Here is a 16,182-nt window from a genome sequence, read left to right as displayed (position 1 = left end):
TTCAAGTGATCGCTTTTGCACCAACCGAGAAAACATCGAAGCCAATTCGGAAGCCAACGAGTTGGCGAGACACGCCCAGAACCTGCCCGATCTCACTATTCGTTTTGCAGAACTCGCGATCCTTTAGGAGCTTTGCATGCTTGTAGCGCTCGTAATCCGACAGCTCTTTGCGTACGAAGTTATCGGAGGTCAGCGCACATGCCGCCTGAGCATCGGTCATTTTGCGAACAACAACCGGCACACTGGAATGGCCGAGACGACGGCACGCCTCAAGGCGATGGTGGCCAGCAATAACTTCGTGGATGCTAGAGTCTAGCGCTCAAACAACGATTGGGCTGATAACGCCAGACTGGGCGACACTGGCCATCAACGTTTCGATGTAGTCGGTGTCAGCCACGGCTCGCACTTGGTACGGAGAAGGGCGAATGCAGGAAACTGCCATCTCGGTAACGGCTGTTTTGGCAGTGCTAGAGTCTAGCGCGGCCTTGGTCTTGGCGACAGTAGCATGAGTGCTAGAGTCTAGCGCCTCAGGAGTTGACGCTTCATTGCTAGAGTCTAGCGCGGCAGCAGCCGGTGCATCCGGCATCGCATCGACCATTCCGGTCAGCCTTGCCAACCTTGCTTCAACAAAAACGCCCCGTAGGGCGTTAGCTATTGAGTAATCAAGCTGTCCAGGTTGTCTTCAATCAGCTTCTTGAGCTTCTCGACATCCAGGCCTTCAGCCTGAATTTTTGCTTCGCGGTCAGTGTAGGTCAGCTTGATTGGCGAGCGCAAACCGGGCTTCTGGATTTTGATTTCTTGGCGGCGCTGCATACGAACCGACGCAGATCTAAACTTCGACTCGACCCATTGGCGAATCTGGTTCTGACGCAGCTTTTCCTCAGCCAGCAGAGCAATCGCCTCGGTGAAAACATCCGGTTCCTCACGGGCGATATCCCTAAGTTCATTGGCTTGAGTGGCACCAAGAATCTTGGGGTTCACTTCGAGGATCGCTTTTGCACCAGCCGGGAAATCATCGAAACCAAAGAGGAAGCCAACGAGTTGGCGAGACACGCCCAGAACCTGCCCGATCTCACTGTTCGTTTTGCAGAACTCGTGATCCTTTAGGAGCTTTGCATGCTTGTAGCGCTCGTAATCCGACAGTTCTTTGCGTACGAAGTTATCGGAGGTCAGCGCACATGCCGCCTGAGCATCGGTCATTTTGCGAACAACAACCGGCACACTGGAATGGCCGAGACGACGGCATGCCTCAAGGCGATGGTGGCCAGCAATAACTTCGTGGATGCTAGAGTCTAGCGCTCGAACAACGATTGGGCTGATAACGCCAGACTGGGCGACACTGGCCATCAACGTTTCGATGTAGTCGGTGTCAGCCACGGCTCGCACTTGGTACGGAGAAGGGCGAATGCAGGAAACTGCCATCTCGGTAACGGCTGTTTTGGCAGTGCTAGAGTCTAGCGCGGCCTTGGTCTTGGCGACAGTAGCATGAGTGCTAGAGTCTAGCGCCTCAGGAGTTGACGCTTCATTGCTAGAGTCTAGCGCGGCAGCAGCCGGTGCATCCGGCATCGCATCGACCACCTTCTGGTCAGCCTTGCCAACCTTGCCGCTACCAATCAAACCGCTGAGCTTAGCCATGGCAATCTCCCTTAGTTGCCGCGTGTAGATGGAATCGACTCGTCGAATCCGGCAAGCGTAATCTTGTATCGACCTAGAAGCGACTTGGCCAGATCAAGCATGGCCTTTGCACCAGGAGAGCTTTGGTCTTGCTCAACAACGGCTCCTTTGCATTCACCACCGGGCAGCGCTTGCTGACGATGAAAACCAGAGAATTGCTGGATCACGTTCTCATTGAGCTGGTGCGGATACTTAGCAACCAACACCTCCAGCGCTTCCTTCGATTGCTTGTAGATCGCAGAATAACCGTTAGCGACAATCTCAACGTCTGAAGCATGGTTCGGGTAAGCAGCATTGATCTCATCGACATTACCAAGAAGGATCGGCAAGGCCTTGAGATTTTCGCGATCGAGCCAACACACAGCGAGCTGCGTACGGGTAGCTACCATGATATTCATCGAGAGAAGCGACGTACCGGGAGCAGAGTCGACAACGATTACGTCGTATTGCTCAAAGAAGTCCTTATTGCTTACCAGAAGGCGATCGAACACAGTCTCACGTTGCATCTGGTTCATCAACCAGCCATCTGCGTTAGTCAGGGTGATATCAGCGGGAATGATGTCCAGCATACCTTCCGAAAAGACATTGCGAACTGCTGAGGCAACGTCAACATGGCCCTTGTTTCCAACAAACTGCTCCATCAGGTGCCCGATGTGCGTGATGTCCTCGGAGGAGGCGTCAATTCCCATCATGTTGGTCAGGGAGGCTTGAGGATCAGCGTCGATCATCAGGGTCTTGTAGCCCATGAACGAGAACGCAGTTCCTAGATTGGCAGCAACAGTTGTCTTACCTGTTCCGCCCTTGGCCATGCGGCAATTCACAACCGGTGGGGGCTTACGATTGACCGACGATTCTTCGTTTTCGTACTGGGCAAGCTTTAGCTTTCGTACATCCGCAGGACGATATACATGCCGAGCGCCATCGCCCGTCTCTTTTCCTGTCAGTTTTTTCAGTATGTGGAGAGAGATGGAAGGCCACACCAAAGCATCACAAACAAACTTTCCACGGAAAGTCGGGTCGCGGAGAGCGCTAACTGCTTGTGTTTCCGACATATTTTAACCCCATTGCGAATAACAATGGCTGTCATGCTATATGACATCCATCACGATAACAATAGGATATTGCGATTATTTAATATTGTTGTTGAAAAATCGAAACAACACGGTTTAAGCGCCCGATAGAGCAAAAGCCTCTACCAACCAGCCGTTGAATGTTGCCGAGACCAGTTGTGTCTTGAGTCCGGACTTCCGAAAAGACGTAAGCGCAGGGCCTTTTAGCGTCTCTATGAAGCGACTGAGTAGTTCCTGTTGTTCCTGTTCGGAAAGTGCCTCAAACCGGTCCCTAGCCTCGTTTGCAAGGCTTCTGCGAAGATTTTGTTCCTCTTCTGCTGCTGCATTTGTCTCGGCAACCTTCTTGGCCACCTTCTCTGCTTGCTTGGTGCTAGCCTCTTTCTGAGCCTTTCGACCGTCACCGTAGCGGTTTTTGAGGGCTGTCTTGAGGTACGCAGCCGGAGAATCGAGTTGAGGCAAGTTGGGCTTCGATACTCGCTCTTCGACAACTTCGAGGTTGGCCTTCAGCTCATCTTCGCCGTGCTTGGAAATGAGTTTTTCCGCCTCGGAGGTTGAGACGCCAAGGGCTGTAATGCGAGACAGCAGCGTGTTATCGATCGGCGGCGGATCGAGGTCAAAGCTGCCCTGCTTGGCCAGCTCAACGGTAAATTGCAGATCCTTGATCCAGCGCCCTTCCTTGAACTCAATCAGCTCGATGCGAAGATCGGTGACCGAATTGATTTCATCAACAGCCTTCTTGATAACGTCGCGCTTGAAATATTTGTATTCCGGGTGCGTTGCTCCATCCGCGGCCCCGGTGAGAATCCTCCACCACCACTGCCAGGTCTCGCGATTGGTAACTCCTGACGGGTTCGTGGAATAGCGCTTGGTGATCTCGTACAGAACCAGACCACCAATTGTCCGTAGGCTAGCGACGTAGTTGATCGGAAGCACCGTGTAGTTGCTTTTCGGATTGAGAAGCAACTCTTTGACGCCAACCGGAAGCGAAAAGCCGACGATTAGTTTTCCTCCTCGCTTTTTCTGACCGGTGGACAGCGCCTCGTTGGTTGAGTGGACCATGTTGTCGATCGTAAAGCTGGGGATCAGCACGTCGGACGTAATGCCGCCGTTTTCTGTCTGTCGAATAATCTTGACCGATTGCAGCTCATCGAGGCTTTCGCGCAACAACTCGTAGTCTCGCGAGTTAAATTTTGCGTCCTTGACGATCTTGGACACTTCAACCCAGTATTTACCTTCAGCGTCCTCTTCTCCGCGCATACGCTGTGCGTAGTACAGCAAGACGTTGATCATCTTCCGGCTCAGCAGCGACAAGTGCCCGGATTGGACTCGATAGCCAATCTCTGTATTGTGCTTTCTGACCTCGCGAGCGCGATCTGCGACAACTACTGCTGTCGCCTTTTCGGTACCGGAAGTGTTTGGGTTTTGAGCCATGATTTAGCATCATGCACTATAGGTGAGTTTGGTGCAATCACCTGAGATCAAGCGCATTTCACTTATAACTCACCTATCAATATTTCCTTTATCCCTCACCTTAAAGGTGCGCCAATATCATTTCCTTTTTGGCTCACCCAAGAATGTTTCCTGTACAGCTCACCTAGACACAGGAACCGCGCTCATTTCCTGGATCGCTCACTTTAAGTCGCTGATTTCCCGTGGGCCTCACCTAAATTTCCTTGATCGCTCACCCAGGAACATTCATTTTCCTGCCAAGCTCACCTTAAAGTCATTCATTTCCTGTAGCGCTCACCAAAACGCTCTGGAAGCCTTGTGCCACAAGGGTTTGAGCTAGCTTAATCTTGTTTACTTAAGCTTGTTAACTCAATAAAGCACTCAATAGGGGAGTGTTTTTTTGTTGTTTCCTTAAAAGCTCACCTCAAGCAGCTTGCAAAGCTACTAAGCGAACTCTCTTATTTCCCGTATCGCTCACCTATATCGCCATAATTATGTTCAGGTGAGCCTTTTCGTGAATTTGTATGTAAGTGCTTACTGTTTTATTAACAACCGTCAATATTGAAATCTACCACCAGCACTCTCTCCACCCACAGGGATAGGTGAGCATCTACGGGAAACAATATCGGTAGATGGCTTAGCAAAGAACGCACGTTTGACGGCTAAATCGCTCCTTAGTAGACATACACGAGTCCATCCAACCAAGTAGTACATGCCGTCCTCTACCTGGGCAACGAGCTGTTATTGAGCCTGATTAGCAGTTATTCGAATGGATTGTAGATGACATCGCCAACTCCAGTTGATGACGACATGGCTGTCTTGACACTCCTATCCTGGAAAGCATAATGGACGAAGGCATCACGGATTGCCTGCCGCCCGTAACGGCGAAACCTGATGGGTTCCGGAACGAAGATTTCCCTCTCTCCATGTTCATAACCTTGGCGTTATACGTGGCGTAGAAAGCGGGCTTACTACCTTGTCACCGCCATAGTTTATGGAATGGATCATGTCGATTGAACAAGCCAAAAAGCAGGCGAAAAACCTTCGCCGTCTTTTCCCTGCCTTCCTCGCAGAACACCCCGAAGGGGGCAAACTTGCCGATTTTCAGGAACTGATTGCCAGAACTCACGGGTATCCTAGCTTTCACGCAATGTCGGAAGCTCACAAGGGAACAGATCAGAAACGGCCAGACTCTCCCGGACTCGGAGCATTGTTTGTTGCCTACCAAGGCGTTGAGTCCTGGCCCATATACGACCTTAATGGCAACGCTAAGAGGCCCAAAAAGATGGCCTATGGCCAATTAGGCTTAAACGTTACCGGATATTCTGGGGAAAATATCCTAGACAAGGTGACGGACCAATTCGACGAGGCTTGCGATATGGAAGGCGGGCTCACGGGCGACTTTGACGACTACTCGCCGACGTCGCTCAACAAACTGCTTCGTCTCGCCGACAAACTTACCAAGCAGGAACCGGCGTTCCTCGACGGATTTGCCTTTCGGGTTGGAGCCTACGTCCATATCGGGCAGAACAAAAAGGCCATCAGTCTCGCGGAGCCGCTGGTTGCATCGATCTTCGAGATGATTGCCAAGTGCACCGACGAGCACAAGGCCAAGGAATTGCTGATGCCGTACGCGTGCCTATCCAACCGGCCATTTCACCGCCTGGCACACGGGCTGGTACTGGGTTATCTCGCTGAGCGCGATACAGACAAAGGGGTTTCGTTGGCCAAACGCATGTTTTCGCTCTGGCCAAACGACAACATCGGATTTCGCTTCATCATTGCAGATCCCTACGGCAACGATTGAATTTTCGGGGAGATCCAATGACGCATGTCCCGAAGTTCCGAAAATCATTCAAGATTGACCCTGAGGATAACTATAGGTCCCTTAAGTGCCGAGATCGTCAGGCTGCCCTTGGCCGAACTTGCCTGGTGGCATTTCCATTGTTGCTATGTCGAATTGGTCTGGAGCCAGATATTTACCGGTCAGCATTGATGAGAAGACATGGTTAACTCAGGTGATATTCTGCACAGGGCATTCCGTACCGCTCAGAAATCTAGAAGTTCTGCGCAATGTTCGGGAGGTTTCGTATCGGCCATGGCGATCGATATTGGCGCGGGCTACCAATTCCATCGGCTTGAGCAGGTTGACGTACAGCCCGTCGGCGATCCGGTCCATCCCGGCACCGACCAATTTCGAGACCGTCCTCAGGTTTCCTGACAAGGCCATGCTACTCGTCTTCCCCCACAAGGCGTACGCCTTCCATGCCGGCGTAGTGAGCAGGTGAATCCAGAACTCGCGCAGGATCTGCTTTCCGGTCCATTTCCAACTTTCGAAATGCATCGGCTTGGCCCCGGAAAAAACTGAATGTTATCCCGCTTCTCCGGTCGGTATTCGTAACGTTGGTCGGGTTCGACTCGTTCCGGTCGCCGTACGACATGTACGTCCGGCCGCAACTCATAAAGGCGATTTTCGGCATCGATGCCGATTACGCGGCTATTCAAAGGATCCGGGCTAACTAGCCCGGAATCCTTCAGCCTCGCTTGCCCGGATCCTCGGGGACGTCGAAAACGAGAACGGTGAGCGTGAGTTCCCGGTTCGTATCGCCAGGATGGTGGAAGACGTAGCGGTATCCGCTTTCGTGCTTCCATTCCGTCGTCCGTTTCCGGTTCGGGTGGGATTCCGTCCGTTCCCGGACGCCGGCGAGGACGGTCGAGGCCGCCGTTCCCCGGTTAAAAACCAGGATCGCTACCTTCGCGTCGCGCCAGGACGAGTACCCGAGCAGTTGGTCGATCGTCTCCTGGTAGTGTTTCGGGCCCTTCCAGAACTTGCATTCGGCGATGAAGACGTTACGACCGTTTTCCCGGAGGAGAATGTCCGTTTTTCCGCCGTAATTGAAAGTCTCGCCTGTCGCCCGCCCTTCGAAATGGCCGTTAAGCTGCACGAGGAAGTGGTCCCGGAGTGCTTCCTCGCCCATGTGGGAGAAGGACGAAGGGCTTCGCTCCATGACCTGGACCATGTTCTGGACCACTTCCAGCACGTGCTCGTAGTGTTCCGTTTCAAGGATCGGCTCCGGTTCGTACGGAAGGGACGCGGCAGCCGGAAGCTTCGGGACCGCCCTTTTGCGGACGTCTGGGACCGCGTACGTCGCGGGAGCGCCGTCACGTCTTTTTAAAGGGATGCCCAAGGCGGCGGCACGGCCCTGGTTCGCCAGTACGCGTTGTCTGCGGTCGGATACTGCTTGGGTAGCCGCGCCCGGTAAGGACGCGTTGAAACCCGCCAGGTCGTTTCGGATCCAGCCTAGGTGCTCGTCCACGGCGGCGAGCGTGCTGTCGATTTCGCCGCGCAGGTTCCGGTCTCCCGAGTCGTGGGGGATTTCGATCACGAGAAACAGCGATCCGCCGCGCACGGTGGCGCGGGGAGGGGAGAAGTTGAAAGTGCTCGCCCGGGCGTACATCAGTTCCGCGTCGCCGTCGATCGGCACTTCGACGTCGATCCGCTGGCCAGGAACTAGGCAAGGTCGGCTGCGGTCCGAAACGTGCCGGCGCTGGTCGTGTCGAACATCTATCCGTGTTTCCGTTTCCGCTGCCGACCAAGCGTCGCGAATGAGGCTTGGCGCGCGGAGGCGGTACTTTTCGGCAAGGTATTGGGCCAGGTCCGCCGGAGAAGTGTTGAGCAGGCGGTTCGGATCCATGGCGTTGACCTCAGCGCGCATGGCGGCCGTTTGACTGCCCATGATCGCGTGGAGATCGTGCGTGGAAAACAGGAGGCCTGAGCTTTTTTCGACGTATTTGATCATGGCTCGCCCTTGGGTTAATGCCGGCAATTACGCCGCGACGTCGGTGCCGGCGTCGAGGATGTCGAGGAAGGCTCCGTACGCGAAGACCCGGCCGCGCTGCTTGCCGGTCACCTCGTGGACGATTCCGAGCCCTTCGAGGCCCTCGAACGCCTTGTTGACCGTCGGGGCGCTCAGGCCCGTTTTCCGCTGCGCCTGCGCGGCGTTCAGGAACGGGTGGATCTGCAACAGTTCGTGGATGCGGAGCATCGAATTGGTCTGGTCGCCGGCGGCGGCGATCCGCTCGCGGTCGCTCCGGAAGAGGGAGACGATGCCCATGGCGCTTTCGTAGGCGTTGTTGGCGGTGTAGGCGACGCCCTCGAGGAAAAACTCCAGCCAGGTTTCCCAGTTTCCTTTCACGCGGACCTCCTGCAGGAGCCGGTAATAGTCCTCCCGCCGGGTTTTCAGGTAGAGGCTTAGGTAGAGCAGCGGTTCGCGCAGCACCCCTTTATCGACCAGGAAGAGCGCGATCAGCAGGCGTCCGAGGCGTCCGTTGCCGTCGAGGAAAGGATGGATCGTTTCGAACTGGACGTGGAGCAGGCCGGCTTTCACGAGCGGCGGGATGGGCCGCGAGTCGTCCTGCATGAAGCGCTCCAGGTCGCTCAGGCATGCATCCATTTCGTTGACCGGCGGCGGGACGAACTGGGCGTTGCCCGGACGGGTTCCGCCAAGCCAGTTCTGCGAGCGGCGGAATTCGCCAGGATCCTTGTTTTCACCGCGCCCCTTCTGGAGCAGGCGCGCGTGCATCTCCCGCAGCAGCCGCAGGCACAGCGGCAGGCCCTTGGGATCTTTCAGGCGTTCGAGGCCGTACATCATCGCGTCGACGTAGTTCGAAACTTCCGTGATGTCGTCGAGTGGCTTGCCTGCCAGCGCCTCGTTCTCGTAACGGAGCAGCTCGTCGAGCGTGGACTGCGTTCCCTCGATCTGGGAAGAAAGTACGGCTTCCTTTCGGACGTACATGTAGAGGAATAGGGCCTTGTCCGGTAGCAGCATGGCCACGCCGTCCAGCCGCCCGACGGCCCGGTCAGCCTCGCTCAGGCGGTTCAGCAGCTCGTCGGAGAGGACCAGGGGCGGCGACGGGGGAAGCGGCTGCGGCACGTAGGCGTTCATGGTTTCGTTGAAAGCGACGGTCATGACGAGGCGCCCGATCCGCGTGGCGTTCGGGTCTTGGGACTGGTCGGTCTGAGTGGTGGGCATGGGCGCTTAGTTAAGGCCGCTTAATTAATGGCGGAGACTAATTAAATTTATAAGGGTTTATTTTACTAAAGCAAGAAATTGTGCGGTGGAATTTGTAGGCCACGCGCGCTAAACCCGCCCGTTCGGTTTTTTGGCCGCCTCCGCGGTTTCGTTCGGGTTTGCCAGCGGGGCTGACATTGCTTAGTTGTGCGCCCAACACTGCGTTGCAGTCGACCGGCCAAAAGCTGCGCTTTTGCCCGTCGGCTGAACTTCAACGTTCCTGAACGTTCGGTTTTCAAGATGGCCTATGACGGCTTTGGGCTGAGAACGCATTCATCGAAAGAGAAAGCTGCCGTTCGCCCGGCTTTGGTACTGACCGGCAGGTATTCGGCCCACTGCGGACCGCCGCGTAGCAATCCCTGAACGGCCGGATTGGCCGAGATCCGGTCTCATGCGAGCAGCAACAGACAGCACCTCGGCCAAAGCGGCCGGTGGCGACCTCAATGGAAAATGGCCGGTGCTGAGTACAGACCGGCCATTGCCATTTTCAGACTGGGCATGACAGCTTCTTCATCTTGGTTACGTCGGGTCGATCTGAGTCATTCACGATCGACCTCGCCAATGACCGCTTCGATCGGCACAGGCCAGACTTCGTTTGAGAACGGCGTTCGATAACTCAGCAGCATGTATCCTCTAGTGCTGGATGCCCCAGGTGATGCTGAAGCAGTTTTTTCTCCCGGTTGGCGTCAACTACCGAATCCATTTCTATTGCTCCGAAAATGTCCAAGAAACCGAATCCATCCACCGCTGCAGCTCCTGCAACTGCGCCGGCGGAAGGCGAACGCCGAGCACTCCGTGGATATATCGGCCAGTATGAGCGGGCGGGTGCTGCCATCTACGCCGCGCTCGAGCGCGACGAGCTGCTTTGGGTCGGCGTGGCCGATCGCAACGCGGGCATCGCCGACGACTTAGTGCTCGGCTTCGATGGATTGGTGGTCGGCCACCAGTTCAAGACGTCCAAGTTCCCGAGCACCTTCACTGTTGAGACGCTGTTAACTGGCGCAAACGGCCTCATGAAGCCGCTGGTTCACGCTTGGCAGTGCCTGCGCAATGGCAACTCGGGAAGCGGTGTCGAGATCCGCCTTGTCGTCAACGACTTCCCTTCGATTACCGACAAGCCAGGCGGTGGTACGCCGGCCCACAGTGCGGCCTTTCTAGAAGAGCTCCGGCAGCATCCGAGTCGCCCGCTCAAAGATTGGTACACGTCCGAATGGAGTCGGCTAGTTGACCACCTGCGTCGTGAGGCTGGACTGAGCGATGGCGGCTTCGAACAGTTCTTGAACTGCCTTCGGGTGGTGTGCGGTGCCGCGGCCGACTTCATCCAGTCCCATAAGCTGAACGCAGAGCAGGCGCGACAGGCATCTGAGATTGCCAGCGTGCTGCCCAAGCTGGTCGCCGATGCACGCGACAAGGACAGGTGGACGCGTGACGAGTTGCTTCGTGAGCTTGGCTGGCGCGACCCGGCCAAGACGCTCCTCATCCACCGGTTCCCGGTCGGAGCCTACGTACAGCGCAACCGCGACACCGAGCTCAAGCTGCTGGCCGCGCTGCATGCCGCCGACCAGGGCTACGTCTCGCTCATAGGCCCACCTGGCTCCGGGAAATCTACCCTCTTGCAGGTCGCACTGGCCACTGAAGCAAATGTCCGGTGCGTCCGCTACCTAGCGTTCGTGCCGGGTGCCGCCCAAGGCGTGGGTCGCGGTGAGGCTGACAACTTCCTAACCGACATCGCTACACAGCTGCGTAACAGCGGCTTGATTGGGCTGCGGCTTCGCGATGACTCGCTGCACGAGAGGCGTGAACAGTTCGGCGTTCTGATGCGCCAGGCTGGTGAACGCTTCGACCGCGACTGTATCAGGACAATCATCGTCGTCGACGGGCTCGACCATGTGCCCCGCGAAGAGAGGCCGACCAACTCGCTGCTGGGCGAACTGCCTCTTCCCGCGGCCATCCCGAAAGGCGTTGTGTTCGTCCTCGGCACGCAGCGGTTAGATCTCGTCAATCTAAAACCCGCCGTCAAGGAACAGGCGGAGAAGAACGAGCGGCTGGTATTTATGGGGCCCCTCAGCCGCGAGGATGTCGCTCGGATGGCGGACGCGCTTGGTCTGCCTGACGAGATTCCGCGATTGGACCTGAGCAATCTCACGCATGGCCATCCGTTGGCGACCCGCTACTTGATTCAGGCGCTGCTGCACGCTGACGATGTCGGCCGCAAGCACCTTCTCAGTGGCGGGATGCCGTTCGACGGCGATATTGAGACTGTGTACGCCGCAGCCTGGCGCGAGATTGCGAGCGACAACGATGCAATGGACGTACTGGGCTTTATCGCCCGCGCCGAGGCCCCCCTGGACCTGCGGCTGCTGGCCACGGTGGTCAAGGAGTCTGCGATTGAGCGGGCCCTCGTCGTTGCACGGCACCTGCTTCGGAGTTCACCCCAGGGGTGGAGTGTCTTCCACAACAGCTTCAGGCTGTTCGTCATCGCTCAACCGCGGATCCGCCTCGGAAGCCTCGACGCTGAGTACTCCCCGCGGGTGTATCGCGACCTTGCCCAATTGGCGACGAATGCGCCACCCGAATCAGCGCAGCGCTGGCTTGAGCTGCGCTACCGCGCCCGTGCCGGCGACGTGGCCGATGTACTTGCACTAGCGGTGCCTGCTCGCTTCAGGCAGCAACTGGCTGACGGGCGTTCTATTGCCGAGATCCACGCCGATATCCAGCTAGCTCTGCTGGCAGTGCGTGGAACGCACGATGCGACCGTCTTCACACGCCTGCTGCTGTGTTGTGACGAAGTGGGCCGGCGCGAAACAGCCCTTGAGTACGCCAACCAGCTTCCGCTGGCGATGCTGGCAGTCGGGGACATTGATGCCGCCCTCTCCTTTGTGCAGTATTTCCCCAGCCAGGGCTACGAGGTTGTCGACGCTCTGTTGGCGCGAGGCGATTTCGAGCGCGCGAAGGAGCTGTTTGAAAGCCTTGAGCCGCTAGCGCAGCTCCATACGTCCAAGTTCCAGAACCACGGCCTCAATCACAACATCGAGGAATTTGAAAGGTGGGCAAGGCGCGCCGTTAACTTCCGAGACAGCGAGCAGATCCAGACAGCGATTGACCACCTCGCCGCGGAGGGGCTACACCAGCCCGAAAAGTTAGATCCAGAAACTGTCGCCTCGCTGCGCCAGCATTTGAGGAGAGAAGCCGCAGAGGCGATGCTCCTTCGGAAGGTTGATGCTGATCCACAAGAACTCTGCAGCGATCTCGGTGTAGCCGGTGAAGACAAGCCGTCTGTAATGGTTCACGCAGGGCTTGTGGCAAGTCGGCGTGGCGACGTCGCGCAAGCGCTTTCCCTGTTTGATGCCGCCGCCGTCCTTCCTGGCTTCGGAAACGTGCCCAATGGCTACCGTCGCCGTATGGCACTGATTGCATTCCAAGCTGGCCGTTGTGACCTTGCCGAGGCCCTGTTCGACAAGTTGGCCGCACCGATGATCTCAATGTGCGATGACGAGACGGACTTGGCTGGGCTGGGTGATCTGGTCGGCGCGGTGATGCATCACGCGAAACTTTGCACGTTGCTCAACAAGCCGATACCAAACGCGACACTGTCGAAGCACTCCTTCCTTCATCTGTTCCAGCACCACGCCTCGAAGATAGGTGTGCTTCTAGCTCGCGCCGCCATCGACAACGCGACCGTGCCAGCTGGCAGCATCCAGGAGGAAGCCCGCGTTGCGCTAAGATACGCCCTGCGTCTGACATCAGACGGCGGCAACGAGTCATATCGCATCCAGCAGGCCTTCAAAGCGGTCCCCGTGCTCGCGCAAGCGCTGCTGACGCTTGGCGCCAAGTGTGGCGAGGATGAATACCGCGCCGTACTTCGAGAAGTTGATGCAGCCATCGCCTCATCCACGCTGGGGGGTACTGCGTACCTGCGACGCAGATTGGCCGTCGATGCGTATCGGGTTGACGGTGACCGTGTGAGGGCCGTCGACCGGCTAAACGACCTCGCGACGGAGCTTCAAGAGAGCACGCCGAGCGAGCAGATCGACGGGTTGGCAGATTTGGCCATCGCGTTGGCTGCGGTCGGGGATGTGGAACGGGCAAAACAGTTGCTGGCGACAGTTCCCGAGCAATGCCTTGGCTACGCGCTGGCACCCAAAAAGGACCCACAGTACGCAATCTGGCGGGACATTCTGGTCCTTGCGAACACCGCTGACCCGGAGAACCGTGTCAAGCGGGTCTCAAACTTGATGCGCCAGGTCGGTGGCATGACCGAAACGGAAGGGGCGGCGGCCGCGCATCGCCTGACGATGTCGCTCATTGAGGAAGCGATGCAAGTCGGGCCTCGCTTCGGCTTCGAGGTTTCAGAGACACTGGCGGCTTGGCATCTGATTGGCTGGCCGAACCGCGTTGACCTACTTATGTCGGGGATGGTCCGGCGAAGCCCCGAATTTGTCTTGCCTTGCACGGCAGTCTGGTGTGGGCTATGCCTGCCGTTCTACATGGAGCCGCATTACCGAGATCCGTACCATGTCGGCGACTTCATCGACGTCGCAGCCGACGCTGCAGGCCCCGGCCAGATTGAGCCTCTCTCGCTAATGCTATTTGGAGCGATCGAGGTCGCCAGCAGAGCACACGAGAGGGTCGGACTGCTCAAACGCCTTCGCACCGCTGCTGGAAAACATGGGTTCTCATCCGCCGAGCTCGACGCCGCTGTCGCTCGGTGGGCATCAGAAGCGCCGGAACCGCGGCACTCATTCACGCCCAGCAAGTACGACTCAGAGGTTACTCTCGAGGAGCTTGAGCGCGCGTTTGAAGCGGATGGCGACGAACTAAACTACAACGCCCCGTACCGTTTCAGAGATCTGGCCGAGACAGCTCCGCTTTCTCTGGTGCAGAGGATGTTTGAGCGCTGGCAGGTCTTGCAGGAAAACGCGCGCTGCCGCTTCCTAATGGTGAAGCGGTTGGCTGCGGCGGGAGATGTCAAGTACGCCAAAAAGCTGATGCAAGGCTACGAGACAAGCAAGGACCCTTGGAGTTCCTGGAGCCAGTGGATGGGTGGCGGCAAGTTCCTCTACTTTGAGGCGAAGCAGCTTTTGGAGGGACCAGCCACGTCCCCCGCCGCCTTCGAGAACATCGTCGATTCAGTGACGGCGGGCCAGGAGAGCACTCAGTCGCTGCTGACAGACCTGGATTCGATATTGCCAGTAATCAGCGCGACACCGGACTGGCCGGCCATCTGGTCGTTGCTTGAGGAGCAGATGGCCGGCACTCGCGAGTTCCAACTGGGACGGCCCTTCCAGCCGAGTGAGCTTCCGCTCGGCGACACCGATCTTCTGGAGGACTTGCTGCACTTTGCCTATCGGCTGCCTGTTGCAGAAGTTCAGCGACACGCACGTAATTGCACGCTGCGATTGGCAAGGCAAGCCAGACACGGTCAAGCTTTGTTCAAGTCCCTTATGCGGCGACTTCTAACCGGTGAATCCGATGCCCCCTTGCAGGCGCTTGGAACGCTGCTGGCTGCTGACAGCGCGGACCTTGCACCCGAGCTAGGCACCGCCGTGGCTGCGTTGGTCAGCCATCGCGACATCGCGGTGGCAGAGTCAGCTGCGCTCTTGTCGCATCGGTGGGGGTGGGCTGTCTCCTTGGATGCGATGCCACTGCCGCTCTTCTATAGCCTCGAACTCGAGCCCCCTTCAGAGAGCGATCCTGCGTTCAGGGACGAGAGAACTGGTGCAATGCGCGTCGAGTCGACGCTTGGCTGGACCCAGATCTTGAGCTCGACGGCACGGCACATTGCGAAGGTGGCAGGCATTGACGAGATGACAGTCCGCCGCCGCGCGGCGATGTTCATCCAAGATTGGGGAGGACTTGAGGCGTTCGGGCCCTCTGGCGTCAATAGGCTTGAGGCTCAGCTTCGCGTCCTCGACATGCAGATCACTTACCAGAAGCCTCATGCCTACATTGCCATTGCCGCCCTTCGCCACGTAGCGGGCGAACTGCGGCTGGCCGGCAAGCTGACCGGCCGCGACAGGTCGACGCTGCTGGAGTGTTTGGGTTGCCCGCTTCCCCCTCGGCCGCTGAAGCTCCCGCGAGTGCGTCCCGAATGGATTCGAATGCCGCTGATTGACCGAAGTGCCGGTTGGTCCGAGCGAGAGCAGAAGTGGGTTGGTGAGGTCGACAGCGACGTTGCGCCTTTCCCTGAATCCCACTACGGCCAGGTCGTGGCCGAGGTGTCGCTCTTCAAGATTTTTAGGCCGCGCCTATCGGAGCACCGCCTCTACCGTTTTAGAGCACCCTCGGTACAGACTGACGGTGGAGACTTCGACGACTGCTATACCAAGCTTCCAATTGCTGTTTGGCTAGGTCAGTACCTCGCACTTGACGATGAATTGGCACCAACGCTGGTAAGGCGAGTTGTTTGCTCTGTGGACATGGGCTTCGACGCAGCAGCCTATACTTTCGTGTTGTGCCCGAACTGGGTGATGAGGCTTCGCTGGCACGCGCATGACAACGAACCGAGCGTCTTCCTCGACGCGAGCGGAGATGTAGTTGCGAAACTCCATTGGTGGCGTGACGCTGGACCGGTTGATATCGATGAGGAGTCTCTGTGGGGCGAGGGTTGCTACCTCGTTCTTACGCCGGTAGGCCTCAAACAGATCACCACTGCCCGTGGGAAGCTGGACCTGGACATCAACGTGTTCGCAAGCAGGCAGATCAAGCGGCCAAGCAGCTACGGACAATCTCTCTTGAAAACGGCGAAGAACGGCTACTCGCTCTAAGCCATGCACATTCAGCGGCGATGCTAGGCGAGAGAGCTCACGCTGGCTTGAGCCGGCCGTTCCGGAGGACTGCTTCCGGCCGGGGGGGCTAGCGTTCGTAGTGCCTCAACGACCGACCGCTCCCGACCCAATGCGGAAGTCGGCAGCTTG

At 57.3% G+C, this 16,182-nt stretch carries 9 protein-coding genes; 2 read left to right on the top strand and 7 right to left on the bottom strand.

Features of this window, described 5'->3' with window-relative positions; all coding sequences use genetic code 11:
• Position 1: 1 nt before the first annotated feature.
• The 4 genes from KIG99_RS20955 to KIG99_RS20340 form a co-directional block, all read right to left on the bottom strand.
• A complete protein-coding gene (locus KIG99_RS20955) occupies positions 2–220 on the bottom strand; it encodes a hypothetical protein (protein WP_455431262.1) in 219 nt (72 codons plus the stop codon).
• Between the two features lie 431 nt (positions 221–651).
• Positions 652–1,635 carry a ParB/RepB/Spo0J family partition protein gene (locus tag KIG99_RS20350; RefSeq protein WP_226461936.1) on the bottom strand — a complete coding sequence of 328 codons (984 nt, stop codon included), beginning with the start codon at positions 1,633–1,635 and terminating at the stop codon, positions 652–654.
• An 11-nt stretch (positions 1,636–1,646) separates the two neighbouring features.
• Positions 1,647–2,726: a ParA family protein gene (locus KIG99_RS20345; RefSeq protein ID WP_226461935.1), complete on the bottom strand. Its 1,080-nt coding sequence runs from the start codon at positions 2,724–2,726 to the stop codon at positions 1,647–1,649.
• Between the two features lie 114 nt (positions 2,727–2,840).
• On the bottom strand, positions 2,841–4,175 hold the full coding sequence (locus KIG99_RS20340) for a replication initiation protein (protein WP_226461934.1): 1,335 nt from the start codon (positions 4,173–4,175) through the stop codon (positions 2,841–2,843).
• A 1,024-nt stretch (positions 4,176–5,199) separates the two neighbouring features.
• Here KIG99_RS20340 and KIG99_RS20335 point away from each other — a divergent pair.
• The gene (locus KIG99_RS20335) at positions 5,200–6,000 is read left to right on the top strand and encodes a hypothetical protein (protein ID WP_226461933.1); all 801 of its coding nucleotides are present in this window, start codon (positions 5,200–5,202) and stop codon (positions 5,998–6,000) included.
• Positions 6,001–6,207: 207 nt separating this feature from the next.
• On the opposite strand, the gene KIG99_RS20330 is transcribed toward KIG99_RS20335, so the two are convergent.
• The 3 genes from KIG99_RS20330 to KIG99_RS20320 form a co-directional block, all read right to left on the bottom strand.
• Positions 6,208–6,537, bottom strand: a complete 330-nt coding sequence (locus KIG99_RS20330; RefSeq protein WP_226461932.1) for a hypothetical protein — start codon at positions 6,535–6,537, stop codon at positions 6,208–6,210.
• Between the two features lie 190 nt (positions 6,538–6,727).
• Positions 6,728–7,993, bottom strand: coding sequence for a hypothetical protein (locus KIG99_RS20325; RefSeq protein WP_226461931.1), 1,266 nt, complete (start codon positions 7,991–7,993; stop codon positions 6,728–6,730).
• 27 nt (positions 7,994–8,020) lie between these two features.
• Positions 8,021–9,226: a Fic family protein gene (locus KIG99_RS20320; RefSeq protein ID WP_226461930.1), complete on the bottom strand. Its 1,206-nt coding sequence runs from the start codon at positions 9,224–9,226 to the stop codon at positions 8,021–8,023.
• A 758-nt stretch (positions 9,227–9,984) separates the two neighbouring features.
• Here KIG99_RS20320 and KIG99_RS20315 point away from each other — a divergent pair.
• Complete coding sequence (locus tag KIG99_RS20315) at positions 9,985–16,032, top strand: ATP-binding protein (protein WP_226461929.1); 6,048 nt, start codon at positions 9,985–9,987, stop codon at positions 16,030–16,032.
• Positions 16,033–16,182 lie beyond the last annotated feature (150 nt).

It is taken from the genome of Quatrionicoccus australiensis (assembly GCF_020510425.1).
GTDB classification, from domain to species: Bacteria; Pseudomonadota; Gammaproteobacteria; order Burkholderiales; family Rhodocyclaceae; genus Azonexus; species Azonexus australiensis_A.
The sequence above is the reverse complement of the archived record's forward strand: the minus strand, read 5'-3'. Positions and strand labels throughout refer to the sequence as shown.

What these genes read in the sequence shown, in the direction of transcription:
- KIG99_RS20325 (WP_226461931.1), bottom strand. Translation starts at nt 7,993, where the DNA reads ATGATCAAATACGTCGAAAAAAGCTCAGGCCTCCTGTTTTCCACGCAC.
- KIG99_RS20350 (WP_226461936.1), bottom strand. Translation starts at nt 1,635, where the DNA reads ATGGCTAAGCTCAGCGGTTTGATTGGTAGCGGCAAGGTTGGCAAGGCT.
- KIG99_RS20340 (WP_226461934.1), bottom strand. Translation starts at nt 4,175, where the DNA reads ATGGCTCAAAACCCAAACACTTCCGGTACCGAAAAGGCGACAGCAGTA.
- KIG99_RS20955 (WP_455431262.1), bottom strand. Translation starts at nt 220, where the DNA reads ATGACCGATGCTCAGGCGGCATGTGCGCTGACCTCCGATAACTTCGTA.
- KIG99_RS20345 (WP_226461935.1), bottom strand. Translation starts at nt 2,726, where the DNA reads ATGTCGGAAACACAAGCAGTTAGCGCTCTCCGCGACCCGACTTTCCGT.
- KIG99_RS20330 (WP_226461932.1), bottom strand. Translation starts at nt 6,537, where the DNA reads ATGCATTTCGAAAGTTGGAAATGGACCGGAAAGCAGATCCTGCGCGAG.
- KIG99_RS20335 (WP_226461933.1), top strand. Translation starts at nt 5,200, where the DNA reads ATGTCGATTGAACAAGCCAAAAAGCAGGCGAAAAACCTTCGCCGTCTT.
- KIG99_RS20320 (WP_226461930.1), bottom strand. Translation starts at nt 9,226, where the DNA reads ATGCCCACCACTCAGACCGACCAGTCCCAAGACCCGAACGCCACGCGG.
- KIG99_RS20315 (WP_226461929.1), top strand. Translation starts at nt 9,985, where the DNA reads ATGTCCAAGAAACCGAATCCATCCACCGCTGCAGCTCCTGCAACTGCG.